27 protein-coding genes are annotated in these 25,157 nt (G+C 27.3%); 26 read left to right on the top strand and 1 reads right to left on the bottom strand.

Annotated elements, in window-relative coordinates:
* Positions 1-275: 275 nt before the first annotated feature.
* The 4 genes from TVTCOM_RS14385 to plsX all read left to right on the top strand — a co-directional run bounded on the left by TVTCOM_RS14385 (position 276) and on the right by plsX (position 3,586).
* Positions 276-1,472: an acetate/propionate family kinase gene (locus TVTCOM_RS14385; RefSeq protein ID WP_434796962.1), complete on the top strand. Its 1,197-nt coding sequence runs from the start codon at positions 276-278 to the stop codon at positions 1,470-1,472.
* 212 nt (positions 1,473-1,684) lie between these two features.
* A complete protein-coding gene (locus TVTCOM_RS14380) occupies positions 1,685-2,212 on the top strand; it encodes a YceD family protein (protein ID WP_434796961.1) in 528 nt (175 codons plus the stop codon).
* A 13-nt stretch (positions 2,213-2,225) separates the two neighbouring features.
* Positions 2,226-2,402: a 50S ribosomal protein L32 gene (gene rpmF, locus TVTCOM_RS14375; protein ID WP_018589781.1), complete on the top strand. Its 177-nt coding sequence runs from the start codon at positions 2,226-2,228 to the stop codon at positions 2,400-2,402.
* A gap of 152 nt (positions 2,403-2,554) precedes the next feature.
* Positions 2,555-3,586, top strand: a complete 1,032-nt coding sequence (gene plsX, locus TVTCOM_RS14370) for a phosphate acyltransferase PlsX (RefSeq protein ID WP_434796960.1) — start codon at positions 2,555-2,557, stop codon at positions 3,584-3,586.
* 50 nt (positions 3,587-3,636) lie between these two features.
* Here the strand turns inward: plsX and yaaA are convergent, their stop codons facing one another.
* Positions 3,637-4,392 carry a peroxide stress protein YaaA gene (gene yaaA / locus TVTCOM_RS14365; protein ID WP_434796959.1) on the bottom strand — a complete coding sequence of 252 codons (756 nt, stop codon included), beginning with the start codon at positions 4,390-4,392 and terminating at the stop codon, positions 3,637-3,639.
* Between the two features lie 165 nt (positions 4,393-4,557).
* On the opposite strand from yaaA, the gene TVTCOM_RS14360 reads away from it, so the two are divergent.
* From TVTCOM_RS14360 to TVTCOM_RS14255, 22 genes are all read left to right on the top strand, one after another.
* Positions 4,558-6,039: an aryl-sulfate sulfotransferase gene (locus TVTCOM_RS14360; protein ID WP_434796958.1), complete on the top strand. Its 1,482-nt coding sequence runs from the start codon at positions 4,558-4,560 to the stop codon at positions 6,037-6,039.
* Positions 6,040-7,069: 1,030 nt separating this feature from the next.
* Complete coding sequence (spoIIIAA, locus tag TVTCOM_RS14355) at positions 7,070-8,029, top strand: stage III sporulation protein AA (RefSeq protein ID WP_434796957.1); 960 nt, start codon at positions 7,070-7,072, stop codon at positions 8,027-8,029.
* Entirely contained in the window at positions 7,992-8,540 is a 549-nt protein-coding gene (locus TVTCOM_RS14350) for a stage III sporulation protein AB (protein WP_434796956.1), read from the top strand. Before spoIIIAA ends, TVTCOM_RS14350 begins: the two co-directional genes overlap by 38 nt.
* Positions 8,541-8,549: 9 nt before the next feature.
* Positions 8,550-8,747 carry a stage III sporulation protein AC gene (spoIIIAC, locus tag TVTCOM_RS14345; RefSeq protein WP_018589775.1) on the top strand — a complete coding sequence of 66 codons (198 nt, stop codon included), beginning with the start codon at positions 8,550-8,552 and terminating at the stop codon, positions 8,745-8,747.
* A gap of 24 nt (positions 8,748-8,771) precedes the next feature.
* A complete protein-coding gene (spoIIIAD, locus tag TVTCOM_RS14340) occupies positions 8,772-9,146 on the top strand; it encodes a stage III sporulation protein AD (protein ID WP_434799749.1) in 375 nt (124 codons plus the stop codon).
* Positions 9,147-9,165: 19 nt separating this feature from the next.
* Complete coding sequence (spoIIIAE, locus tag TVTCOM_RS14335) at positions 9,166-10,344, top strand: stage III sporulation protein AE (RefSeq protein WP_434796955.1); 1,179 nt, start codon at positions 9,166-9,168, stop codon at positions 10,342-10,344.
* Positions 10,345-10,431: 87 nt separating this feature from the next.
* The gene (locus TVTCOM_RS14330; RefSeq protein ID WP_434796954.1) at positions 10,432-10,920 is read left to right on the top strand and encodes a stage III sporulation protein AF; all 489 of its coding nucleotides are present in this window, start codon (positions 10,432-10,434) and stop codon (positions 10,918-10,920) included.
* A gap of 16 nt (positions 10,921-10,936) precedes the next feature.
* Positions 10,937-11,491 (top strand): stage III sporulation protein AG, encoded by a 555-nt coding sequence (locus TVTCOM_RS14325; protein WP_434796953.1) that lies wholly within the window; start codon positions 10,937-10,939, stop codon positions 11,489-11,491.
* Between the two features lie 19 nt (positions 11,492-11,510).
* Positions 11,511-12,197, top strand: a complete 687-nt coding sequence (locus TVTCOM_RS14320) for a SpoIIIAH-like family protein (protein WP_434796952.1) — start codon at positions 11,511-11,513, stop codon at positions 12,195-12,197.
* 151 nt (positions 12,198-12,348) lie between these two features.
* Complete coding sequence (locus TVTCOM_RS14315) at positions 12,349-12,768, top strand: Asp23/Gls24 family envelope stress response protein (RefSeq protein ID WP_434796951.1); 420 nt, start codon at positions 12,349-12,351, stop codon at positions 12,766-12,768.
* A gap of 81 nt (positions 12,769-12,849) precedes the next feature.
* Positions 12,850-13,392: a transcription antitermination factor NusB gene (nusB, locus tag TVTCOM_RS14310; RefSeq protein WP_434796950.1), complete on the top strand. Its 543-nt coding sequence runs from the start codon at positions 12,850-12,852 to the stop codon at positions 13,390-13,392.
* Entirely contained in the window at positions 13,373-14,338 is a 966-nt protein-coding gene (locus TVTCOM_RS14305) for a Kae1-like domain-containing protein (RefSeq protein ID WP_434796949.1), read from the top strand. The genes nusB and TVTCOM_RS14305 overlap by 20 nt, the downstream gene beginning before the upstream one ends.
* A 10-nt stretch (positions 14,339-14,348) precedes the next feature.
* A complete protein-coding gene (xseA, locus tag TVTCOM_RS14300; RefSeq protein WP_434796948.1) occupies positions 14,349-15,554 on the top strand; it encodes an exodeoxyribonuclease VII large subunit in 1,206 nt (401 codons plus the stop codon).
* Between the two features lie 2 nt (positions 15,555-15,556).
* Positions 15,557-15,772, top strand: a complete 216-nt coding sequence (gene xseB / locus TVTCOM_RS14295) for an exodeoxyribonuclease VII small subunit (RefSeq protein WP_434796947.1) — start codon at positions 15,557-15,559, stop codon at positions 15,770-15,772.
* Positions 15,773-16,660: a polyprenyl synthetase family protein gene (locus TVTCOM_RS14290; protein WP_434796946.1), complete on the top strand. Its 888-nt coding sequence runs from the start codon at positions 15,773-15,775 to the stop codon at positions 16,658-16,660.
* Positions 16,661-16,669: 9 nt separating this feature from the next.
* The gene (locus TVTCOM_RS14285) at positions 16,670-17,107 is read left to right on the top strand and encodes a divergent PAP2 family protein (protein ID WP_434796945.1); all 438 of its coding nucleotides are present in this window, start codon (positions 16,670-16,672) and stop codon (positions 17,105-17,107) included.
* Between the two features lie 170 nt (positions 17,108-17,277).
* Entirely contained in the window at positions 17,278-19,134 is a 1,857-nt protein-coding gene (dxs, locus tag TVTCOM_RS14280) for a 1-deoxy-D-xylulose-5-phosphate synthase (protein WP_434796944.1), read from the top strand.
* 16 nt (positions 19,135-19,150) lie between these two features.
* Complete coding sequence (locus tag TVTCOM_RS14275) at positions 19,151-19,963, top strand: TlyA family RNA methyltransferase (RefSeq protein WP_434796943.1); 813 nt, start codon at positions 19,151-19,153, stop codon at positions 19,961-19,963.
* Between the two features lie 25 nt (positions 19,964-19,988).
* Positions 19,989-21,668: a DNA repair protein RecN gene (gene recN, locus TVTCOM_RS14270; protein ID WP_434796942.1), complete on the top strand. Its 1,680-nt coding sequence runs from the start codon at positions 19,989-19,991 to the stop codon at positions 21,666-21,668.
* A 129-nt stretch (positions 21,669-21,797) separates the two neighbouring features.
* The gene (locus tag TVTCOM_RS14265; RefSeq protein WP_434796941.1) at positions 21,798-22,814 is read left to right on the top strand and encodes a SpoIVB peptidase S55 domain-containing protein; all 1,017 of its coding nucleotides are present in this window, start codon (positions 21,798-21,800) and stop codon (positions 22,812-22,814) included.
* Between the two features lie 106 nt (positions 22,815-22,920).
* On the top strand, positions 22,921-23,748 hold the full coding sequence (gene spo0A / locus TVTCOM_RS14260; protein WP_434796940.1) for a sporulation transcription factor Spo0A: 828 nt from the start codon (positions 22,921-22,923) through the stop codon (positions 23,746-23,748).
* A gap of 111 nt (positions 23,749-23,859) precedes the next feature.
* Complete coding sequence (locus tag TVTCOM_RS14255) at positions 23,860-25,083, top strand: CCA tRNA nucleotidyltransferase (protein WP_434796939.1); 1,224 nt, start codon at positions 23,860-23,862, stop codon at positions 25,081-25,083.
* The last annotated feature ends 74 nt before the right edge of the window (positions 25,084-25,157 follow it).

Raw genomic sequence — 25,157 nt, 5'->3', positions numbered from 1 at the left:
TTATATGGAACATAAATGTATTTTATTATATGAATAATAAGTAAGACATCTTATTTTGAAAGTTAAATTTAATTATTTATTATACCAAATATACAATAAGATAATAGAGTTATGTCGTAATATTTAAATATTACATAAAGGATATTTTTATAAATAGTATGTACTTTTAATTAAAAAGGTGTTATATTTATTATGATTGACAATATAAAGTTAAATAGTTATTTTGAATATTAATTTAAGGAAAATTTTTAAATTTTTAAGGAGGATTGCTAATAATGAAAGTATTAGTATTAAACTGTGGTAGTTCTTCATTAAAATATCAATTAATAGATATGGAAAATGAAGCAGTATTATGTGTAGGATTAGTAGAAAGAATAGGTATAGAAGGTTCTATACTTAAGCAAGAAAAAGATGGTGTGGAAGGTAAATACATAGTTGAACAACCAATGAAAAACCACGAAGAAGCTATAAAATTAGTTTTAGATGCTGTAGTTGACCCAACTTACGGTGGTGTAAAAGATATTAAAGAAGTAGAAGCAGTAGGACACAGAGTTGTTCATGCTGGTGAAAAATTTGCAACTTCAGTTGTTATAACTGACGAAGTAGAAGCTGCTTTAAAAGAATGTATAGACTTAGCTCCACTTCACAACCCAGCTAACATAATGGGAATAGATGCTTGTAAAGCAATACTTCCAGGAGTACCAATGGTAGCTGTATTTGATACTGCATTCCATCAAACAATGCCTAAAAAATCTTACTTATATGGTTTACCACATGAGTTATACACTAAATACGGTGTAAGAAGATATGGATTCCACGGAACTTCTCATAAATATGTATCTCAAAGAGCTGCAGATATGTTAGGAAAAGACATAAAAGATCTTAAAATAGTAACTTGTCACTTAGGAAACGGAGCTTCTATAGCTGCTGTTGATGGTGGTAAATGTGTAGATACTTCTATGGGATTCACTCCATTAGAAGGTTTAATAATGGGAACTAGATGTGGAGATATAGATGCTGCTATATTACCATTCTTAATGAGAAAAGAAAACTTAAATGCTGATCAATTAGATGCAATAATGAATAAACAATCAGGAGTATATGGAATGACTGGTATATCTTCTGACTTTAGAGATATAGAAGGTGCAGCAGAAAAAGGTGATGAAAAAGCTCAAGTTGCTTTAGATGCATATGTACAAAAAGTTAAAAAATATATAGGTTCTTATGCCGCTGAAATGAACGGTGTAGACGCTGTAGTATTCACTGCTGGTGTTGGTGAAAACGGAATAGAAATAAGAGAATCTATAGCTTCAAATATGGAATTCTTAGGAATGAAATTAGACAAAGAAGCTAACAAAGTTAGAGGTAAAGAAAGAGTAATATCTACAGAAGATTCTGCAGTTAAAATATTATTAGTACCTACAAACGAAGAATTAATGATAGCTAGAGATACTTTAGCATTAGTTAAATAATTATAAAATATTTTATTTATTAAAAATATTCTAAATTTTAAGGTAGGCTTGGACCTACCTTAAAATAATTTTAATAACATATTTTGATGATATTTACAGAAGATATTTACAAGTAAAGTATTAAAATCTTATTTTTAACTATCAAGTAAAAATACTTGACAAACATTGACTAGATTTGTATAATAAATTTGGTAATATAACGAGGTGAAAGTATGATAATTAGTCTAGATAAGTTAGATAGAAAAGAAACTGATAAAATAGACTTGAATTTTTCACAAAAAATTGATACTATTAATTATTGTGAGAACACATATAGAATAGCTTCACCGTTAAACCTAATAGGTAAAATATCTAGAACTAATAAAGGATATTACTTAGATGCTAATGTTAGTTTCGAAATAATAGACAATTGTGCTAGGTGTTTAGATGAAGTTAAAGTACCAATAGAATATGCTATAGAAGGTTTCTTGGTGAAAGAAGATTTTGACGAAGATGAGTTTGAAGATTATGATGCTTTTATTATTGACGGTGATGAAGTAAATTTACTTGACATAATAGGACAGACATTAGTTTTTAATTTACCAGTGCAATCTCTTTGCAAAGAAGACTGCGAAGGGCTTTGTCAAAACTGTGGAGCTAACCTAAATAGGGAAACTTGTGCATGTAGCCAAATTGCCAATGACGAGGATGATATAGATCCACGTTTTGCTAAATTAAAAGATTTATTTAAAAATGACTAAGGAGGTGGCTTAAATGGCAGTACCTAAGCGTAAAACAGCTAAATCAAAAACTAAAATGAGAAGAGCGGCTAACTCAAAAATGACAGCAACAGGATTCGTAGAGTGTCCACAATGTCATGAACCAAAATTACCACATAGAGTTTGTCCAGATTGTGGACATTACAAAGGTAAAGAAATAGTATCTGAATAATGATATTTTTAAAAACATGTAGAGTAATCTACATGTTTTTTTGTTAAAATATAAAAGTAAATGAAGTTGAAAAATAAAATAATTACTGTAAAATACTAATAATATTTTGTAGTTATATATAAATTTATACATAAATGTACGAGGAGGTAATTATGAGAATAGTAGTAGATGGAATGGGTGGAGATAATGCTCCTAAAGCCATAGTAGGTGGAGTTGTTGATGCTATAAAAGAATATAATGTAGAAATAGTAATCACAGGAGATAAAGAAATTCTTGAAAAAGAGTTTGCATCATATGAATTTGATAGAAGTAAGTTAGAAATAGTACATACTACAGAAGTTATAGAAAATGAAGATAAACCAGTTCAAGCAATAAGAAGAAAAAAAGATTCATCTATGGTTGTAGGTTTAAATCTAGTAAAAGAAAATCAAGCTAATGCTATAGTATCAGCAGGTAGTACGGGAGCTTTACTTACAGGAGCTACTTTAGTAGTAGGGAGAATAAAAGGAATAGACAGACCTTGTCTTTGTCCTTGTATGCCAAATATAAAAGGAAGTATGACTATAATAGCAGATGGTGGCGCTAATGCAGATTGTAAGCCTAGAAATTTAAGTGAATTTGCTATTATGGCCAATATTTATCTTAAAAAAGTGTTAAATATGGAAAATCCAAGAGTTGGCCTTGCAAACATCGGAGGTGAAGAAGGAAAAGGAAATGAGTTAGTAAAAACTGCTTATGAAGAATTAAAAAATATGGATTTAAATTTTATAGGTAATGTGGAAGGTAGAGATGTTATAGAATCTAAAGCTGATGTAATAGTTTGTGATGGTTTTACAGGTAATATAATGTTAAAAACTTGTGAAGGCGTAGCAATGGGAATGATGAAGCTTATGAAGGAGACTTTAATGAGCAGCACAAAAGGAAAGCTTGGAGCATTATTAATAAAAGAAGACTTAAGAAAACTAAAAGCATTTCTAGACTATTCTGAATATGGTGGAGCTCCTTTCTTAGGAGTAAAAGGTGGAGTAATAAAAGCTCATGGAAGTTCAGACTCAAAAGCTATAAAAAATGCTATAAATCAAGCTATACACTTTGTAAATGGTAATGTGGTAGAAGATATAGAATCATATTTACAAGCAAAAAATGAAGATGCAAAATCTAATGAAAACAAAGAACAAAACTAATAAAAAATCACGTTAAAAAAACTTCCAATCAATTTGGAAGTTTTTTTATTCTAATCTTCTTTTATGAAAACAAATTTTCTACTAGTTGATAAATTATGAGAAAACTTATAATTATTAAATTTAAAGTTTTTTAATTCTTTAGGATCATTTATTTTATTTTCAACTATATATTTTATCATTTGGCCCCTAGCCATTTTTGCTAAAGTTGCAGGAGTCTTTAATTTTCCATCCTTATGGATTTTAAAATCTATATCGATAAATATATCATTTTCTTTTAAAAATCTTCTTACGGTCTTTGCATATTCTTCAGAAGCTAAGTTAACAATCACATTATCTTCACTATATAATTTATTATATATTTTATCACCCCAAAATTTATAAAGATTTTTGTCATGGATTTTTATGGGATATTGCATTTCTAGTCTATAAGGTAAAACTTCATCTAAAGGATTTACCACACCATAAAATGCATCTAAAATTTTTATATGATTATTAGCAAATTCAAAATCTTCTTGAGAAAAATCTTCAGCCTTTATATTTTTAAAAACTAAACCATCATAAGCCAAAAGACCACACACACCTTCTTCTTGGAAATTAAAATCTTGAAAATATGCATAAGACTGAAATGCTATCTTTTCATTAACTTTCATTAAAGACTGTATATCATATGGGCTTAAAGACTTCAATACTTGGACTATTTCTTTTGTTTCATTTGTAAAATATCTATTTGTGCCTATAGTTTTAGCAATTATATTATTAATTTTAATATTCCTCATATTTTTGGCAGGTGAAATAATTGATATCAAACTTTTTACCTCCTAATAATTTGAATCTAATTTGAGTTTTTATTTTAATTTATTCACGATTATATCATATAAAGAGAAAAAAATTCATTTTAAATATAAAATAAATTCATTTGCTATTCAACTATTTTAGATATTATAAAAAAGAAACTATAGTGGAGGAATAGAATGAGAAAAAGGAAAAAATTAATGTCAATTTTAGGTTTATCTTTTGCAATCCTATTATCATATTTAGGTTTTATTACAATCAAGAATAAAACATCTATAAATGCAATGGATACGTTAAGTATTAATATTAATGGAAGTGATATACTTTTCCAGGGAGAGGGTGAATATAACAGTCTAAATGTGGGACAATTGAGTTCTACAACTTCTAATAAATTAACTATTAATAATTTAAACAAGATTGAAAAAATTAAAATTGATGATAAAGAAATAGAATTGAAAAAAGAAATAGGTTTTAATATTGATCAAATTAGTGAAGATAAAAAAATAAAAATATCGGTCTTATATAAGGGACAAAATAAGTATGCAAATTATTATATAAACTCTTATAGCACGGTTTTCCCAGCCTATGAAGTAAGTGCGAATAGTCCTTATGAAGGAGAGTACTACTTAACAACCCATAATGAAAAACATAATTATATTTTTAAATTAGATAATGATGGAAATCTTATTTTTTATAAAGAAGTTGAATCTAATTCTTTTGATTTTAAAAAAATAGTAATACAAGACCATGATATAAGATATGGATATTTAGTTGTTGACAAGGATAGTGAAAGAATTAGTGGAGTAGGATATTCTCCAACCAAACTAGTAATTATGGATGAAAATTATAATGAAATAAATACTATAAAAATGAGTGGATATGGAGAGGTAGATGAAGGAGACTCTCTAGAAAATCATGATTTTATTTATATAGATGATAATCATTATATATTGTCTAGCTATCAAGTAGTTACACCAGATAATATACCAGAAGAGTTAAGTGATGGAAATAAAACGCAAGTAGTTGCTCAAGTTTTACAAGAAGTAAAAGATAATGAAGTAATATGGCAGTGGGTTAGTACAGATTATGAAGAGTTTTATTATATGAGTGAAGAGTATAATACCTTTAGTAAAGAAAATGATACTCCTCTAGACTATGTTCATTTCAACTCTATAACAATAGACCAAAGTGATAATAACTTTGTTTGTTCATTTAGAAATACAGACTCGGTTGTGAAATTAGATAGACAAACTGGTGAAATTATATGGATACTTGGAGGAAAATATGATGAATTTGGATTGACTGAAGAACAATTATTTTCAAGGCAACATCATGCAAGAATTACAGATGATGGATATTTAACTATTTATGATAATGGTGTTGAAAATGAAAATAGTAGAGCTATAAAAATGAAAATAGATGAAAAAAATAAAAGAGTGAATGATTTTAAAGTATATGATGTGGAAGAGTTTTATAAGTATACCGGTTCTGTACAAGAGCTAGATAGTGAGAATGAAGTGTTTCTAATCGGAGTAGGAACTCAAATAGGCGTTAATCAAGACTTGGTTGCCATGGAAAAAAACTATTCTACAGGAGAAGTATATTTTACATTTTCATTTTATAGTGGAGAGAATTTATATAGATGCTACAAATTTGAATAAATAAAAAATCCTTAGCCAATACTGGATAAGGATTTTTTATGCTATTAATCAATGAATTTTAAAATATTTATCTTTTTATGTTGTAAATAAAATAAGAAATAAAAAGTGAAACAAGAGAAAATATCAATCCCATTGCCAAGAAAAATATTATATATATTATCATATTCATGAAAATTAGTAATAAGTAACTTAAATTGAAGTTTAAAAAAATACTAATTAAACAAATTGCAAAGAAAATCAAAAATAATGATAGTATACCAACACTGCTATTCTCAAAATCTTTTTTACTTAAGGAAATATGTGATGAAATGCAAAACATTAAGTAAATAAAAATATAAAAATTAATACTACTCAAGTTATTAATATTGAAAATAGAAATTAATAAGTTTTTACTTAGAGATAGTAATAAAAAAATGGTATTTTCAATATTTATTGAGGATAAGTGAGTAAAATAACTATTAATATTAATGCTTTCATAAATAGAAGGTAGCAATAATTTAAAAGAAAAAATTATAAATAAAGTACCCGATATCATGGGGCCTATACCGATAAAAAAGTTTCCAGCCTTCTCATATAAACTTCTGTCATTATATCTATGAGAAACATATCCAAGAGTTTCTTCATACTTATATCCCCTAAAATTAAATAATTGAAAATTACTTATTTTATGATGAAATATTAAACACATAACTAAATGACCGATTTCATGAACAGCTGTACCAATTACACCAGTAAATAAAATTCCTTTACTGCCAAAAGTTGAGTACACATATAAACTATTTCTTTTTTCAATAAGACTATAAATATATCCAAAAGAAAGAAAAATTCCAGTAAATGATAAAGTGATAAGAATACTATATTTTAATAATAAATAAATCATTTTCCCTCCTTAATTTAATTGATTATTATTAAATACTACCACAGCCTATAAGAATGTCAACAGATTCAAGAACATAAAAATTGTTCTAAAAGTAATATTTAATACATCTAATAAATATAAATATTATAAACAAGGGAGGAGGACAAGGTGATGAAACTATCTGATGAAATTATTAATTCATTATCTCTTAATTTAAGGAATAAGATTAAAACAATTCAAGGAGAGAATATTGAAGAAATAAGACTGAGAATCAACAAACCTTTGATAATTAACGGAAATCAAAAAGACTACTTTTACAATGAAAAGTACAATAAATTGGACAGAAATATGGACAAGGCTTATATAGTAACTAAAGAAGATGTGGATCAGACTTTTCAAATTATATGCAAATACTCTATTCACTCATTTATGGATGACATAAAAAAGGGATTTGTAACTTTAAGAGGAGGACATAGGGTAGGTATAGTTGGAAAAGCCATAGTTGAAAATGGAAAAGTTGAAAATATAAAACATATATCTTCTTTAAATATAAGAATATCCAAGGAAGTTAAAAACTGTTCTGATAAAGTCATGGATCATATTATAAAAAGTCCTACTAAAATAAATAACACCATAATAATATCACCACCTCAGTGTGGTAAAACAACACTTTTAAGAGATATAGTTAGGAGTTTAAGCAGTGGAATTGAGAAATACGACTTTAAGGGTGTAAATCTGGCCTTAATAGATGAAAGAAATGAAATAGCAGGTTCTTATTTGGGAATACCTCAAATGGATGTGGGAATTAGGACAGATATTATAGAAACTTGTCCCAAAGATGTGGGAATAATGATGGTTTTAAGATCTATGTCACCAAATGTAATAGTAACTGATGAAATTGGTACGGAAAAAGATATAAAAGCTTTATATACTGCCTTGAATGGAGGTGTTGGACTTATAACTACAGTACATGGTGACTCCATTGAAGATATAAGAAACAGAAAAGAATTAAATAATTTATTAGATGGAGAATTGTTTAAAAAGGTTATTTTACTTTCTGCAAAAAGGGGACCAGGAACAGTAGAAAAAATATATGATTTACAAGAAAAGAGATGGTACTTTGCAAATTAAAATATTTTTCATAGGAATTTTAATAGGATCCAGTTATCTTATTGGCGATATTATACATAAAGCGTTTATTAAAAGGCATAAGGAATTAAATGAAGTTATTAGAATATTAGAGATAATCAGAATGGATTTGGCTTTTGGGTTGTACACATTAGAAGAAGTTTTTTATAGAGCATCATTAAAACAAGATTATTGCCTTTGTAATTTTTGCAAAGATATGCAAGAAGATTTAAAGAAAGAAGATGGAAGAACTTTAGAGGAGATGTTGAATAAAAACATTATAAAACTGAAAAAGGATACAAATTTACAAAACAAAGAAATAGATGAGTTAAAAAAATTATTTTTAACTTTGGGACAAAGTGATATAGAATCACAGCAAAGACTAATAGATTTAACTTGCGAAAATTTAAAAAAATTTACTAGCGATAGCAAAGAAGAAATTTTTAAAAAGGGTTCACTTTATAAGAAACTGATAACATTTATAGGTATTTGTATAGGAATAATTTTAATTTAGGAGGTTACTATGGAAATAGCATTGATATTAAAAGTTGCAGGTATTGGTATATTAATATCAGTATTAAATATGATCTTAGAAAAAGTTGATAGAAAGGACTGGGCAACACTTACAACTCTTGTTGGTGTGGTAATTGTTTTGGGATTAGTAATAACAGAAATAAGTGATTTATTTAATACGGTTAGAACTATGTTTCAACTTTACTAAAGAGGAGGAGATACTTTGGAAGTTATGCAATTAGTTGGGATTGCAATGGTTTCCACCATACTTTGTTTAGTTATAAAAAAAGATAGACCAGAAATGGCAAATTTTGTTGCAATAACAGCAGGAGTGATAATATTATTATCTGTTGTTATGAAGCTAAATTTTATAATTGAAGGAATACAGTCTTTAGCTGATAAGGTAAATATTCCAGCTATGTACATAAGTTTAATAATTAAGTTGATTGGTATTTGCTATATTATGGAGTTTGCTGTTTCTCTTTGCAACGATTGTGGTGAAAAAAACATTGCGACTAAGTTGGAGTTTGGGGGGAAAATAATCATTATGACAATGTCATTCCCTATACTTTTGTCTATCGTAGATACTATAATAAGTTTAATTTAAAGTAGGAGAATGATTTATTATGAAAAACAAATTTTTAGGTCTTGTTTTAATTATTTTATTCTCTTTTACATCTGCATCCTTTGCACAGGATAAGAACAATGATGAAGAATATGAGGATACTAAAAGTAACATAGATCTATATATAGATAATCAGTTAAGTAAAATAAACATAGATGAAATAGAAAAATATGTAAAAGAAGACAATGTAATAAAAGACATAAATCTAAAAACATATATAAAAGACTTGATAAGTGGAAATGCAAATATATTAGATTTATTTGATAAAAACAAAATTAAAACAGCAGTTTTTTCAGAAATAAAAATTAGTATTAAAATTGCAGTAAGTATTTTAGCATTAGCATTACTATCATCCATAATAAAAAGTTTAGAAAATTCTTTTTCCTCATCAAGTATAAGCACAGTAACAAATTACATAGTTTTTATAACTGTAGTAACATTAACTCTTGTTAGTTTTAAAGATATATTGGCCTTATGTTATTCAACTATAGAAAATATTATAGGACTTGTTAATGTAATTATACCAATAATGATCTCGCTTTTAGTTTTAGTAGGATTTCCAATCACATCTACAGCCTTAAATCCAATTTTTATTGGAGGAATTGCAGCTATAAATATTGTATTTAAAAAATTTGTATTTGTAGCCATATCTTTAGCTTTTGCCATATTAGTAATAAATAACGTAACTAATAATATCAAATTAAATAGATTATCATCATTTATCAAACAAATTAATGTAGTAGCTTTAGGAGCTGTATTCACTTTGTACCTTGGACTAGTATCCATACAAGGTTTATATGTTACATCCTTTGATAAGTTTACAGTAAAAACAGCTAAATTTGCTGTTGGTAATTTTATTCCAGTAGTTGGCGGATTTGTATCAGATTCTGTTGATATATTGCTATCTTCGTCTCAGCTTATAAAAAATGTATTTGGTGGGGTAGGATTAGTAATTTTAGTAGGGCTATGCTTAATCCCAATAATAAAAATATTCTCAGTAATACTTGTATATAAAGTATGTGCCATAGTAATAGAACCAATTGGGGAAGATAACATATCAACCTTCTTAAATGAATTATCAAATTTAATGATAATAATTTTGGCTACAATTATTGCTGTTACAATAATGTTTTTTGTAACTATAGCTATATTAACTTCCATAAGTGCAGTAGCAACTTAGAGTAAAAGGGAGGGATATATTATTGCTAGTATAAAAGAATGGGTAATATCAATTATAGTAGGGGCATTTATTATAAATATAGTAGATATGATTTTGCCAGATACTAAAGTAAAACCATATATAAATTTGGTATGTAATTTTATTTTCGTGTTTATGATAATAAGCCCTTTAGTAAGTTTTTTTTCAAACAACATGTCATTGGAAGATACGATATTAAAAAAAATGAGTGCTTATTCAAAGATGTATGTGGATAGTTATAATGATTTAGCAGGAAAAACAAATAATGAAAATTTAAGCAAAGGATATGAAGATGGTCTCAAAAGTGTGTTACAACTCAAATTAGACGAGTATGGATATGAATTAGAAGATTTAATAATCAATGGGTCAGAAATCGAAACTATAAAAATAAAAGAAAAAAACAGTAATAATGACAATAATAAGGACATACAATCTAATGACACACAAGAAGAAGAAGTATTTAGAAGTAAAAGCGAGCTGAACTTAAAAGAAAGCAAACTAAAAGAAGACTTGATAAAGGTACTAGATATATCCATTGAGGATATAGAAATTGATTAAGAGGAGTTGGAGTAGGTTGAAAAAATTTAACGAATTATTCAATGATACGGAAAAGAAAAAATTGAAACCATTAATTTTTTTAGCAGGAATTTGTATATTAGCTCTCATAGTCATATCAGTAATACCAGGTGGAAAAAAAGAAGATGCAAATGTGAGTACAGAGCCAGAGTCTAAAACATCTGCCACTGAAACAGAAAAGGAAGACTTAGAAAGTAAGTTGACAAAAATACTAAGTAAAATTAATGGAGCAGGAGATGTGGATGTTATGATTACTTTCCAATCTAGTGAAGAAATTGTTCCAGCATATAATTCTAATACAACAACAGAAACTACTAAAGAACAGGATTCTTCCGGGGGAGAAAGAACAACTACCAGTTCAACGGAAAATAAAACAATGATTACATCAAATTCAAATGATCCAGTTGTATTAAAAACATCTGAAGCTAAAGTAAAAGGTGTAATAGTAGTATCAAGTGGAGCAAATGATCCAGCTGTGAAAGAATTATTATATGATGCAGTTAAAACATCTCTACAAATATCAGGTCATCAAGTAGAGATATACGCTAAATAATAAGGGGTGGAGGATAAAAATGAAATTTAATTTTAAAAATAGAGGTTTTGTTGTATTAGCACTGTCTACTATGTTAATAGCTGTTGGGGTTATAAATTATCAGTTAAGTAAACAATCAGCACTTACAGTGTCTAAAGAATTTGAGGCTTATGAACAGGCACAACAAGATAAAAATACGGATAAAACAAAAACAGAAAATAATGATAAGGATGAAGAAGATAGTAAGGAGACTGCAGAAATAACTGTTGTAGATAGTAAAGATAGTGAAAGTGATAAAGTTAAAGATAAAGCAGTGGAAACAAGTAAAGAAATAGAAGAACAATTAACTTCAAAGGAAAACATGAGTAAGTCTACATATATTCTTGATATGAAAATGACAAGGGAAAAACAAAGAAATGATTTATCAGAAGAATTAAATGAAATAATAAATAATCCTTCTACTACAGATAAGTCAAGAGAAGAAGCATCTAATATGAAACTTCAACTTGTTAAATATCAAGAAACTGAATTAAAAATAGAAAATTTATTAAGTGCTAAGGGGTTTGAAAATGCTTTAGTATACATAGGTGAAAGTAATGTGAATGTAGTAGTAAACAAACCAGATTTATCTAAGAGTGAGGCAGCAAGAATATTTGACTTAGTAGCAGAGCAAGCTGGAGTATCTTATGATCAGATTAAATTAATGAATAGTTATAGCCAAAACTAATAATTTGATTTTAAATTACTATTTTTAGGTTATAATAATATATAATCACTAAAACCTCAGAAAATGCTGAGGTATTTTCTTGCAAAACTGACTATAATTTGCTATGATAATATATAATTATAAAAACCTTAATACAGGGGGTAACAATCTCATGGAAAATAACAATAATTTAGGGCAAGTTAAAATTTCGAATGATGTTATAGTTACAATAGCTGGATTAGCTGCTTTAGAAGTAGAAGGTGTAGAGACAATAACTTCATTAACAGATAAATTACTTAAAAACAACGGTGTAAAAATCCAAATGGAAGACAGTAAAGTTACTTTAGATGTAGTTATAACTATTGAATATGGTATGTCAATACCAGATGTATCACTTAAAGTACAAGAAAATGTTAAAAATACAGTTGAAACAATGACTGGATTAGAAGTTTCTCAAGTAAATATACAAGTTCAAGAAATTAGCTTTAAGAAAGAAAAAGAAGAAAAAGAATTAGCAAAGCAAGCTAAAAAAGAAGAAGCTAAATTAGCAAAACAAGCGAAGAAAGAAGAAGCTAAGCAAATTATTAAATAAATTAAATAAAGCCCTCTGAAAATCAGAGGGTTTTTTATTGCTCAAGTGGTATATAATAAGACTGAAGGAGGTTCATTAAGAATGAAAAACGACAATGTAAGCAAAATAAGTTATATTGAAAAAGCTAGAAAAATAACAAGTAGAGAATATTTAATGAAATTAATTTATCAAATAGATGTATTAGAAGGTGATTTACAAGATATAAATAGTTATTTGGAAGATTTCTTAAATAATCATGAAGAATACATAATAAATAGATATGAAGAATTATTATTACAATTCTCAAATGAAAGTTGTGTTGATTTAGAACGTGTAAATATGAACAATGCAATAGATATGGAATACTTGAAAAGAGTTTGTAATGAACTAAGTTTACACAGCTATGATATAGAAGAGTTAATAACAAAACATGCCCTAAATTGGTCTCTAAGTAGAATAGCAAAAGTAGATTTAGCTATATTAAAACTTTCAATTTGTGAAATTGTGTACATGAATAAAGAAGTACCTGTTAAGGTTTCAATAAACGAAGCTATCGATTTAGCAAAATTATACTGTGACGATAAATCTCCTAAATTTATAAACGGAATATTAGGAAGCGTTGTTAATGACACACAAAAACAATAATATCATATTAGGATTTGATACTAGCTGCTATACAACTTCTATAGCAGCTATCTCTTTAAATAAAGAGATAGTATTAAATGAAAAAATAATATTAAAAGTTAAGAAAGACAATAAAGGTCTTAGACAGAGTGAAGCAGTTTTTCAACATATAAATAATATGGGAGAATTATCACAAATAATAAATGAAAAATTAAAAAGCTATAATATTGTAGGTATATGTGTATCAACTAAGCCAAGACCGGTTGATAATTCTTATATGCCTGTTTTTTCTGTGGGATATAATTTTGCAAAATTACTAAGTAGTATTAATAACTGTCCTTTTTACGAAACGACTCATCAAGAAAATCATATAGAAGCAAGCCTATTTAAGAGTAACTTGGAAAATAAAGATAAGTTTTTAGCAGTTCATATGTCTGGAGGAACTACAGAAATACTTTTAGTAGAAAAAAAAGATGCTGACTACAAGATAGAAATTGTAGGCGGAAGTTTAGATGTAAGTTTTGGTCAATTGGTAGATAGATTAGGTGTTAAACTGAATTATAATTTTCCTTGTGGAAAATATATAGATGAGAATGCTTTAAAACATAGCGAAAAAATTAAAAGTGGATTGAAAACAAGTGTAAGACAAGGCTATATGAACTTATCGGGTATAGAAAATCAAATTAATAAAATAATACATGATTATAATGAAGAATATCTTAGTAAAATTCTTTTAGATACCTTGGTTAGATCCATGTATAAATCTTTAACTTACATATGTGAAAAATATGAGTTAAAAGAGGTAGTATTTGGAGGCGGAGTGTCTGCTAGTGAATATATTAAAAAAGAATTAAGTGAAAAATTAAGCAGAAAAAATGTAAAAGCTTATTTTACTAATCAAGAATATGCAACGGATAATGGTGTAGGTTGTGCTATAATAGGATTAAATCAAATGAAGAATTATTAGGAGTGGATGTATGAAACTTAGAGCTTTAGATATAAGCGAAGCAAATTCATATATAAAAAGAATATTAATAAATGACCCTATTCTTTATAACCTTAGAGTAAAAGGTGAAATTTCTAATTTTAAGGTTCATAGTAGTGGTAATGTTTATTTATCATTAAAAGATGAAAAGTCAAAATTAAATTGTATTATTTTTAAAAGTAATTATGATAAAAGTTTGAATTTGGATAATGGTGTTAAAATAATTGCCTCAGGATATATTTCTGTATATGAACGAGATGGTGCCTATCAACTTTATATAAATGAAGTGGAAATTGAAGGTATAGGCAATTTATACATTGAATTTAATAAATTAAAAGAAAAACTGAAAAAAGAAGGATTATTTGATACTAAATATAAAAAAGAAATACCTAAAATGCCAAAGGCTATAGGTATTGTAACATCACCAACAGGGGCTGTTATAAGAGATATTATAAATGTTACTAAAAGAAGATTTCACAAGATTGATATAAAATTATATCCTGTAAATGTTCAAGGACAAAAATCTGCTAAAGATATCTGTGAAGGAATTGAATTTTTTAATAAAATGGAAAATGTGGATACCATAATTGTAGGCAGAGGAGGCGGTTCTTTAGAAGAACTTTGGTCTTTTAATGAAGAAATAGTAGCAAGAGAAGTATTTAAATCAAAAATACCAATAATATCTGCAGTAGGTCATGAAACAGATTTTACAATTTGTGATTTTGTATCTGACATGAGAGCACCAACACCTTCAGCAGCAGCAGAAATAGCCACACCAGATTTGTCACAAATTTACTATAGACTTGATAATATAAGAAATAGAATGAATAGGTCTTTAAATAATCAAGTAATATTAGATAATGAAAAGCTTATGAATACCTTTGAAAAAATAAATAATTATATGAAAAACTATGTAATCAAGGACAAAGTTATACAGTTAGACCAAATCTATGATAAAATAAATTTTAGATTAGAACAAAATTTAGAAACTTCTAAAGAAAAGCTTTCAAAAAAAGCAGCTCTACTGCATAACTTGAGTCCTCTTGCTACAATAAGTAGAGGATATTCTATTGTTGAAAAAAATAATAAAGTTATTAATTCTATAAAAGAAGTAGATATAAATGAGGATATAAATATAACTTTAAAAGACGGTAGTTTAGAGTGTAATGTAAATAAAATTAATAGCAAAGAGGTATAATCATGAAACTTACTTACGAAGAAGCTTATGAAAAATTAGAAGATATTTTGATGAAATTAGAATCAAAAAATACTAGTTTAGATGATTCATTAAGTTTATATGAAGAAGGAATAAAATTATTTAAACATTGTAATAAATTATTGGAAGATGCAGAACTTAAAATAAGTAAATTTAACAAAATGGGCGTTGAAGAAGATTTAAATATGGGGGAAGAGTAAATGGAATTTAAAGATGTTTTAAAGGAAAAAACTGATTATATAGAAACACTTTTAAATGAATATATGCCAAAAGAAGAAGGATATCAACAAACTATAATGCAAGCTATGAACTACAGTTTAAAAGCTGGAGGTAAAAGACTTAGACCCATACTAACTTTAGAAAGTTGCAAAATAGTTGGGGGAAAAGAAGAAGATGCTATTCCTTTTGCCATGGCTATAGAAATGATACATACTTATTCTTTGATTCATGATGATTTGCCAGCATTAGATAATGATGATTTAAGAAGAGGTAAGCCTACAAATCATAAAGTATTTGGAGAAGCAATGGCAACTTTAGCTGGAGATGCTCTATTAAATTATGCCTTTGAAGTAATGTTGTCCTCATCTATAGATAAAAAGGATTCAAATAAATATTTGAAGGCTATAAATGAAATTGCAAAACATGCAGGTATCTATGGTATGATAGGAGGACAAGTTGTTGATGTGGAAAGTGAAAATAAAATCATAGACAAAGATAAATTGGATTTTATTCACTTAAATAAAACGGCAGCTATGATTGTAGGATGTATGAGAGCTGGTGCCATAATTGGTGGAGCTAGTGAAGAAAAGTTAGAAAAAGTAACTAAATATGGGAGAAATATCGGATTATCTTTTCAAATAGTAGATGATATATTAGATATAACTGGAGATGAAGCTAAACTAGGCAAACCTATTGGAAGTGATATAGAAAATCATAAATCAACATATCCTTCATTACTAGGACTTGAAAAATCAAGGGAAATAGCTAGACAGTTAATAGAAGAAGGAAAATCTAGTATAGATGGATTATCATCAGAAATAGATTTTTTAAATCAGTTAGGAGATTATATAATTAGTAGGGATTGTTAAGGAGGCCACATGGATTTTTTTACACAAGTATTTGACAACCATATATTATGGATAAGTATATTTGCTTGTTTTTTAGCACAATTTATAAAGATATTCACAGGAAAAGAAAGAGCAGTGGATTTTCCAAGAATATTTATGTCAGGTGGAATGCCAAGTTCGCATAGTTCATTTGTTACAAGTTTATCAACTTCAGTTGGTATATACAGTGGATTTGATTCAGTTGAATTTGTCATAAGTGTAGTTTTTGCACTAATAGTAATGTATGACGCTTCCGGTGTAAGAAGAGCAGTAGGAAAGCAAGCAGCTATTTTAAATAAAATAGTTGAAGATTTACAAAATAAAAAACATATTGAACATGAAACTTTAAAAGAGTTAGTAGGACATACGCCAAAAGAAGTTATATTAGGAGCAATACTAGGCATAGTGGTTGGAGCAATTATGGCTTAAAATTGAAAAAAAATGTATTATATGATATAATTTTTTTGCTTTATAGGAAATTATAATAAATACATGGAAACTATAAAAATCAAAGTCTTCTATGGAAGGCTTTTTTAGTATGAGTTATTTTTAAATAGAAGATTAAAATAAATTAGACCATTATAAAGGTGAGGAAAATTATGTGTAATTATTTAAATGAAGTAAATTCTCCAGAAGATATAAAAAAATTAAATATTGATGAAATGGAAGAATTGGCAGAACAAATAAGACAGTTTTTAATAAACTCCATTTCAAAAACTGGAGGTCATTTAGCTTCAAATTTAGGAGTTGTTGAGCTGACTTTGGCATTGCACAAAGTTTTCGATAGTCCAAAAGACAAATTAATATGGGATGTGGGGCATCAATCCTATGTACATAAGATTATTACTGGACGTAAAGACAAATTTGCGACACTTAGACAGCTTAATGGATTAAGTGGATTTCCAAAGGAAAATGAAAGTGAGCATGATATATTTGATACAGGACATAGTTCTACATCTATATCAGTAGGTCTTGGAATTGCATGTGCAAGGGACATAAAGAAAGAAGATTTCAACGTAGTATCTGTTATAGGAGATGGGTCAATAACAGGAGGTATGGCACTGGAGGCTATCAACCACTTAGGTTATTTAAATAAGAAAATGATAATAATTTTAAATGATAATGAAATGTCTATAGACAAAAATGTAGGTGGCATGTCTAGATATTTATCTAGCATTATCAGAAATGCTAAAGCAAACCAAGTTAAAGATCAAATAGAAAAAATATTATCTATGACAAAAACAGGTAACTTTATATATAAAACAGCAGACAAGTTTAAAGACGGAATTATAAGCAAATTTACACCACAGGACTGTGATTTATTCGAGTCTTTTGGAATTAAATATTATGGGCCAATTGATGGTCACAATATTAAAGAACTAGTAGATATTTTAAATAAAGCTAAAAATAAAAAAGGACCTGTTATATTACATGTTATAACTGAAAAAGGTAAAGGTTATGAGTTTGCTGAGCATGCACCAGATAAATACCATGGAGTATCTAAGTTTAATATAGAACAAGGACTTAAAGCATCTACAAAGGAAAGTATATCTTCTCATGTAGGTAAGAAACTAGTTAGTATGGCAGATGAAGATGATACAATTGTAGCAATTACAGCAGCTATGCCTTCAGGCACAGGATTAAATACTTTTGCCATATCTTATCCATACAGATATTATGATGTGGGAATAGCTGAACAACATGCTACAACATTTGCTGCAGGTCTTGCAAAGGAAGGAATGAAGCCATACTTTGCAGTATATTCATCTTTCTTACAAAGAGGATACGACCAAGTTATACATGATGTGTCTATAACTAAAAAGAATGTTACTTTCTTAATCGACAGAGCAGGTCTTGTTGGAAATGACGGAGAAACACATCATGGAGTGTTTGACTTAAGCTATTTAAATATTGTACCAAACTTAATAGTAATGGCGCCAAAAGATATAAAAGAGTTGGATTTAATGATGGAACTATCTGCTGAGATAGACGGACCTGTAGCTATAAGATATCCTAGAGGTAATTCATATTATATTGATAAGGGATCTTATGAAAAAATAAAAGTAGGAACTTATGAAGTGTTAGAAGAAGGAAATGACGTGTTAGTATTGGCTATTGGTAATATGGTTGAAAAAGCATTAAATGCAAGGAAAATACTTCTTAAAGATAATATTAATCCTACAATAGTAAATGCAAGGTTTTTAAAACCAATGGATGAAGATTTATTGCATGAATTATTGAAAAAACATTGTAAAGTTATAACTATAGAAGACAATGTTATAAGCGGTGGATTTGGAAGTAGAATAAATAAATTTGTAGTAGATAATAATTATAATGTAAAAGTTGAAAATATAGGTATTCCTGATAAGTATGTTGAACATGGTAATGTGGAACAATTATTTGAAACAATAGGAATGTCAGATGAACAAATAGCAAACAGAATAAAAAATTTATAACCAAAAGGATAATACAATGAAAAAAAGAATAGATATTTTACTTGTAGATAAAGGACATTTTGAAAGTAGAGAAAGAGCGAAAAAGGCTATAATGGCAGGTCTTGTATTTGTAGACAATCAAAGATGTGACAAGCCAGGAACTGAAGTTAAAGAAGATGCTAATATTTTAGTAAAAGGTAATCCAATTCCTTATGTAAGTAGAGGTGGATTAAAGCTTGAAAAAGCAATGAAATATTTTGGTGTAACTATTAAAGATAAAGTTTGTATGGATATAGGAGCATCAACAGGAGGATTTACCGATTGCATGCTTCAAAATGGTGCAGTAAAAGTATTTTCTATAGATGTAGGTTATGGACAATTAGCCTGGAAGCTAAGACAAGATGAAAGAGTAGTTTGCATGGAAAGAACTAATATAAGACATGTTACAATTGAAGATACGAAGGAATTTGCAGATTTTGCTTCAATAGACGTATCTTTTATATCTCTTAAACTTGTTTTACCTAAAGCAAAAGAATTACTTAATAGAGATGGAGAAGTAGTAGCATTAATCAAACCTCAATTTGAAGCTGGAAAAGAAAAAGTTGGGAAAAAGGGTGTAGTAAGAGATAAAAAAGTTCATATTGAAGTTATAGAGACTATATCATCATTTGCTGTGGATAATGGATTTGCAATTTTAAATCTTGATTATTCACCAATAAAAGGGCCAGAAGGTAATATAGAATACTTAATTCATTTAAGAAATAATAATGATGATTTTACTTTTGACAAAGAGTCTTTTGATAAAAAAATAGTTGAAGTTGTAGAAGAATCTCATAACTTAAATAAATAATAAGTAATGATAAAGGGGGCATAAAATGATCCTTGAATTATATATGAAAAATTGTGCTTTAGTTGAAGAAAGTAGAATCAACTTAGGCGAAAATCTAAACATATTAACGGGGGAAACTGGTTCGGGAAAATCTATTATAATAGAGGCTCTTGGCTTATGTTTAGGAAACAAGTACGATAAGTCTTTTTTAAGAAAAGGCACTGAAAAAGGTATTGCAGAAATTATAGTATCATCACCAAGCAGTAATTTACAAAGTATACTAGATGAATATGACATAGATTTAGAAGACGACGAACTAATTATAACTAGAATTATTTATGCAGATGGAAAAAGTGTAGCAAGAATAAATGGAAGAACTATTAAAATGTCCATATTAAAAGAAATTGCACTTACATTTATTGATTTACATGGTCAGCATCAAAATCAAGCATTATTTAATAAAGATACTCACTTAAAGTTTTTAGATTTATTTGGAGGTAAAATAATAGATTTACCAAGAGAAGAATATAAAAATACTTATACAGAGTACAATAAAGTAAAAAAGGCATTAAATATACTAAATGAAAATAAAGATGAAAAAGAAATTCAAAGAGAAATAGATTTATTAAAATTTCAAATAAATGAAATTGAAGCAGCTGCATTAAGCAAAGATGAGTATGAAGATTTATTAAGACAAAGAGAAATCTATAGAAATAGTGAAAAAATATATAATAATCTTAACTTAAGTTATGAAAAGTTACATGATGGAAGTGTAAATGCAGTTGATTTAATTGGAATGGCATCAAAGGAATTAAGTGAAATAAGCAAGTATGATGAAACTTTAAGTGGATACAGTGAAATTATAGAGCGAATTATGTACGAGCTCCAAGATACTTGTAGAGACCTTAGAAACTATAAAGAAAATATTGATTTTGAGCCTTATGAACTTGAACAGATTGAAGTAAGAGTAGATGAAATAAACAACTTAAGAAGAAAATATGGAGATACTATAGAAGATATTTTAAAATATAAGGATGAAATCTCATCTAGATTAGAAGAAATATTAAATAGAGATGAGATGTCAGAAAGTCTAAAAAATAAATTGGCTGAGTTGGACGAAAAACTAAGTGAAAAGGCTTCTTCTCTTACAAAAGTGAGACAAGAAGCTGCCGTAAATTTAGAAGAAGCTATATTAAGTGAGCTAAAATCTTTGGATATGAAGGGAGTTAGCTTTAAAGTGAACTTCACAGAATCTAATTATTCTCAAAGTGGAAATAGTGAAGTAGAATTTATGATATCATTTAACTTAGGTGAAGATCTAAAGCCAATTTATAAAGTTGCATCAGGTGGAGAAATGTCTAGATTTATGCTAGCATTTAAAACAATACTTGCAGATATAGATGAAATAGATACTATAGTATTTGATGAGATAGATGCAGGTATAAGTGGTATAGCAGCTCAAGTTGTAGGTGACAAGTTACATAATATTGCGAAGAAAAAACAAATACTATGTATAACACATTTACCACAAATAGCAGCTAATGCAGATACTCATTTTTGTATATCAAAAAATAGTGATGAAAATAGAACCTATACAACTATTAAAAAATTAAAGGATGAAGAAAGTATAAATGAAATAGCTAGACTTATTGCTGGTAGCAATATAACTGATACAACTATTGAACATGCTAGAGAAATTGTTAACTTAACAAAGGAAAATCATTAATTTAATAATAAAATAATTAAATATTGTTAATAAAAAGAATAGAATCATTTTCTATTCTTTTTTGTATATTTTAACTATTTAATGGAATTATAATATAGAAATTATTATTAGAAGGATATGAGATTAAGTATGAAAAAAAATAATAGATTTATTATAAGCATTTTTTTTGTTTTTGCTTTGTTAATTTTTTGTGATATATTATTAAAACAAAAAGATAATAATTACTTAGAAACTTTTCAAAATGAAAATATATCAAATAAGCAATATGTGTACCCTCTTGGAAATATTGTGGGAATTAAAGCTGATACAGATGGAGCCTTAGTTATAGGATTTGAAGAAGATGACATAGAATATATTGGAGGTCTAAAAATAGGAGATAATATCATATCTATAGAAGGCGAGAAAATTAGTAATTATAAAGACATTACAAATATTTTAAATAAACTTCGTTCAGATGAAGTAGAAATTATATTTGAAAGAGATAACAAAATTAAAAAAAGTAAAATTAAGACTAAAGAGGAAAATGATAAATATAAATTAGGTCTTTGGGTAAGAGATAAAATATCTGGAATAGGTACCTTAACCTGTTATAATCCTACAACGAATGAATTCTACGCCATAGGTCATGGTATTTGTGATATGGATACAGAAAAGTTATTAAATATTAAAGAAGGAAATATTTACAATACTTCCAATATATCTATTTACAAAAATAATGAAAAAAATATTGGGCAAATTAATGCTATAATAGATTATAATAATTCTGTTGGAAAATTTTCTATAAATTCAAACAATGGAATAAAAGGGAATTTTTACGATTATAACTACAAGTTTAATCTTCCCATTATAGAAATTGGAAAAAAAGATGATGTTAAAACTGGAAGTGCGTATGTACTTTTTCAATCAAAAGAAGGAAATGTTGAATCATATGAAATAAAAATAGAAAAAATAATAAAAGAAGACAATAATATGTTAATAAAAGTAGTTGATGATAAATTAATTGACTATACTGGTGGAATTGTAAAGGGGATGAGTGGTGCCCCTATTATACAAAATAACAAACTTATTGGCAGTTTAACCTATGTATTCAAACATAATCCTAAAAAAGGATATGGTATTTTCATCGATGAAATGTTAAAATTGTAAATTGATAATAAAATATTTTAACACTTAGAAGGAATATAATTTTACAGTGTCGAATAAACCTAAAAGAGTAAGGATATAAAAAAATTAAAATAAGAAAAAATTATTATTGGGGGGAATTTTAGTGAACGAAAAGATTAAAATAGTATTAGCAGATGATAATAAAGATTTTTGCCAACTATTAAAAGAATACTTATCTAATGAAGAAGATATTGAAATATTGGGAATAGCAAAAGATGGTATTGAAGCTCTTGAATTGGTACAAAAAACACAACCAGACTTACTAGTATTAGACGTAATAATGCCACACTTAGACGGTTTAGGGGTAATAGAAAAATTAAATTCAATGAATCTTACTAAACAACCGAAAATCATAGTTTTATCTGCTGTTGGGCAAGATAAGATAACTCAAACAGCTATAAACTTAGGGGCAGATTACTATATTGTTAAACCTTTTGATTTTGTAATATTCATAAATAGAATTAGAGAATTAGTGACTAATAAAGTTGTTGGTGGAGAACCAAGAATAAGACAAAATCAAGAAGTTCAAATGACAAGAAGTGATTATGTTAAAAATACAGGAAATATAGAAACAGAAATAACAAATATAATCCATGAAATAGGTGTTCCAGCTCACATAAAAGGATATTTATATTTAAGAGAAGCTATCAAAATGGTCATTGATAATGTAGAACTTTTAGGAGCAGTAACTAAAGAATTATATCCAAGCATTGCAAAAAAATATAACACTACTCCAAGTAGAGTTGAAAGAGCCATAAGACATGCAATAGAAGTTGCATGGAGTAGAGGAAAGGTTGATACAATAAATCAATTATTTGGTTATACAGTACACAATACTAAAGGTAAACCAACAAACTCTGAATTTATAGCAATGATTGCAGATAAATTAAGATTAGAACATAGCATGGTTAAATAATTTTAAATTGATTACAGTAAGCCTTCTAATTATTTAGGAGGCTTTATTTTTTAAGCAAGGGATATACCTGAATAAAACTATCAACATATGAAATATGAAGGAGATACAAACATGAAAATAAATTTACCTCCAAAAGTAAAATGTATAATAGATAAAATATATGAAAATGATTTTGAAGCATATATAGTAGGAGGATGTGTTAGAGACGCCATATTAGGCATTGAACCCGATGACTATGACATAACAACTAATGCCACTCCACAAACAATTAAGAGTATATTTAGAGACTTTAAATGCATAGAAACAGGAATAGAACATGGAACTATAAGTGTAGTAATAGACGAAGAAGTTTATGAAATAACTACATATAGAATAGAAGGTGAATATAAGGATCACAGAAGACCAGAGAGTGTTGATTTTACAAGTAAATTGAAAGAAGATTTAAAAAGACGTGATTTTACCATAAATTCCATGGCCTATAATGAACAAGAGGGATTAGTAGATTTATTTGGAGGTAAGATTGATATTCAAAATAAAATTATTAAAACAGTGGGAAATCCTTATGATAGATTTAATGAAGATGGCTTAAGGATGATTAGAGCCATTAGGTTTTCTAGTAAATTAGATTTTGAAATAGAGGTGAATACTCTTTTAGCTATTTATAATAATGCAAAAATAATAAAAAATATTAGCTTAGAGAGAATAACTGATGAGTTTAATAAAATCATACTTAGCAATAAACCGGAAAATATTATATACCTTTTTAAAACAAAATTATTGAATAATTTAAACATAAGTAATGAAGAAGATAAAAATAAAATTGAAAAACTGTATAAAAAAATTAGTATATTAAAAAAAATTGATAAGGTATTGGTGAAAAGATTAGTAGTACTAGATCACTTAATTAAAGAATTAAACATAAATTGTAAGATGTTTTGCAAGGAATTAATATATTCAAATAAAATAAATAAGAATCATGACATTATTTTAAATTTAATTAAAGAAACTGACATTAAAAATTTAGATAAGATTAAAATAAAGAAAATATTAAATAAAATTGATAAAAATTTATTTGAAGATTATTTAGATATAAATAGAGTTATTTATGAAGATGAAAAAAATTTTGGAAAAATTATAGATATATTAAAAGAAATTGAAGAAAATAAAGAATGTTATACAATGAAGAATCTGAAAGTGAATGGAAAAGATATTATGGCCCAAGGCTATGAGAATAAAGCCATAGGACAAGTTCTTAATTATCTCTTAGATGAAGTTATAATTAACCCCAATTTAAATAAAAAAAATTTACTTATCAAAAAAATAAAAGAAATATAATTAATTGTTTTTAAAAAATAAAAAAACATATAATAATTTATAAAACTATAAAATATTTCCTTTGTTCTTAAATA

The sequence above is a fragment of the Terrisporobacter vanillatitrophus genome (assembly GCF_051148895.1).
Lineage (GTDB): Bacteria > Bacillota > Clostridia > Peptostreptococcales > Peptostreptococcaceae > Terrisporobacter > Terrisporobacter vanillatitrophus.
Note: the sequence above shows the minus strand (reverse complement) of the source record. Positions and strands in the feature narration are given on the sequence as shown.

Excerpts from the sequence above, each read along its gene's own strand:
- TVTCOM_RS14350 (WP_434796956.1), top strand. The coding sequence starts at position 7,992 with ATGATTTACAAGAAAAGAGATGGTACTTTGCAAATTAAAATATTTTTC.
- nusB (WP_434796950.1), top strand. The coding sequence starts at position 12,850 with ATGAAAAACGACAATGTAAGCAAAATAAGTTATATTGAAAAAGCTAGA.
- TVTCOM_RS14330 (WP_434796954.1), top strand. The coding sequence starts at position 10,432 with ATGATTTTGCCAGATACTAAAGTAAAACCATATATAAATTTGGTATGT.
- rpmF (WP_018589781.1), top strand. The coding sequence starts at position 2,226 with ATGGCAGTACCTAAGCGTAAAACAGCTAAATCAAAAACTAAAATGAGA.
- dxs (WP_434796944.1), top strand. The coding sequence starts at position 17,278 with ATGTGTAATTATTTAAATGAAGTAAATTCTCCAGAAGATATAAAAAAA.
- TVTCOM_RS14275 (WP_434796943.1), top strand. The coding sequence starts at position 19,151 with ATGAAAAAAAGAATAGATATTTTACTTGTAGATAAAGGACATTTTGAA.
- TVTCOM_RS14315 (WP_434796951.1), top strand. The coding sequence starts at position 12,349 with ATGGAAAATAACAATAATTTAGGGCAAGTTAAAATTTCGAATGATGTT.
- spoIIIAE (WP_434796955.1), top strand. The coding sequence starts at position 9,166 with ATGAAAAACAAATTTTTAGGTCTTGTTTTAATTATTTTATTCTCTTTT.
- spoIIIAD (WP_434799749.1), top strand. The coding sequence starts at position 8,772 with ATGCAATTAGTTGGGATTGCAATGGTTTCCACCATACTTTGTTTAGTT.
- TVTCOM_RS14290 (WP_434796946.1), top strand. The coding sequence starts at position 15,773 with ATGGAATTTAAAGATGTTTTAAAGGAAAAAACTGATTATATAGAAACA.
- TVTCOM_RS14255 (WP_434796939.1), top strand. The coding sequence starts at position 23,860 with ATGAAAATAAATTTACCTCCAAAAGTAAAATGTATAATAGATAAAATA.
- TVTCOM_RS14380 (WP_434796961.1), top strand. The coding sequence starts at position 1,685 with ATGATAATTAGTCTAGATAAGTTAGATAGAAAAGAAACTGATAAAATA.
- TVTCOM_RS14305 (WP_434796949.1), top strand. The coding sequence starts at position 13,373 with ATGACACACAAAAACAATAATATCATATTAGGATTTGATACTAGCTGC.
- TVTCOM_RS14320 (WP_434796952.1), top strand. The coding sequence starts at position 11,511 with ATGAAATTTAATTTTAAAAATAGAGGTTTTGTTGTATTAGCACTGTCT.
- plsX (WP_434796960.1), top strand. The coding sequence starts at position 2,555 with ATGAGAATAGTAGTAGATGGAATGGGTGGAGATAATGCTCCTAAAGCC.
- TVTCOM_RS14285 (WP_434796945.1), top strand. The coding sequence starts at position 16,670 with ATGGATTTTTTTACACAAGTATTTGACAACCATATATTATGGATAAGT.
- recN (WP_434796942.1), top strand. The coding sequence starts at position 19,989 with ATGATCCTTGAATTATATATGAAAAATTGTGCTTTAGTTGAAGAAAGT.
- TVTCOM_RS14360 (WP_434796958.1), top strand. The coding sequence starts at position 4,558 with ATGAGAAAAAGGAAAAAATTAATGTCAATTTTAGGTTTATCTTTTGCA.
- spoIIIAC (WP_018589775.1), top strand. The coding sequence starts at position 8,550 with ATGGAAATAGCATTGATATTAAAAGTTGCAGGTATTGGTATATTAATA.
- TVTCOM_RS14385 (WP_434796962.1), top strand. The coding sequence starts at position 276 with ATGAAAGTATTAGTATTAAACTGTGGTAGTTCTTCATTAAAATATCAA.
- TVTCOM_RS14265 (WP_434796941.1), top strand. The coding sequence starts at position 21,798 with ATGAAAAAAAATAATAGATTTATTATAAGCATTTTTTTTGTTTTTGCT.
- xseA (WP_434796948.1), top strand. The coding sequence starts at position 14,349 with ATGAAACTTAGAGCTTTAGATATAAGCGAAGCAAATTCATATATAAAA.
- spoIIIAA (WP_434796957.1), top strand. The coding sequence starts at position 7,070 with ATGAAACTATCTGATGAAATTATTAATTCATTATCTCTTAATTTAAGG.
- xseB (WP_434796947.1), top strand. The coding sequence starts at position 15,557 with ATGAAACTTACTTACGAAGAAGCTTATGAAAAATTAGAAGATATTTTG.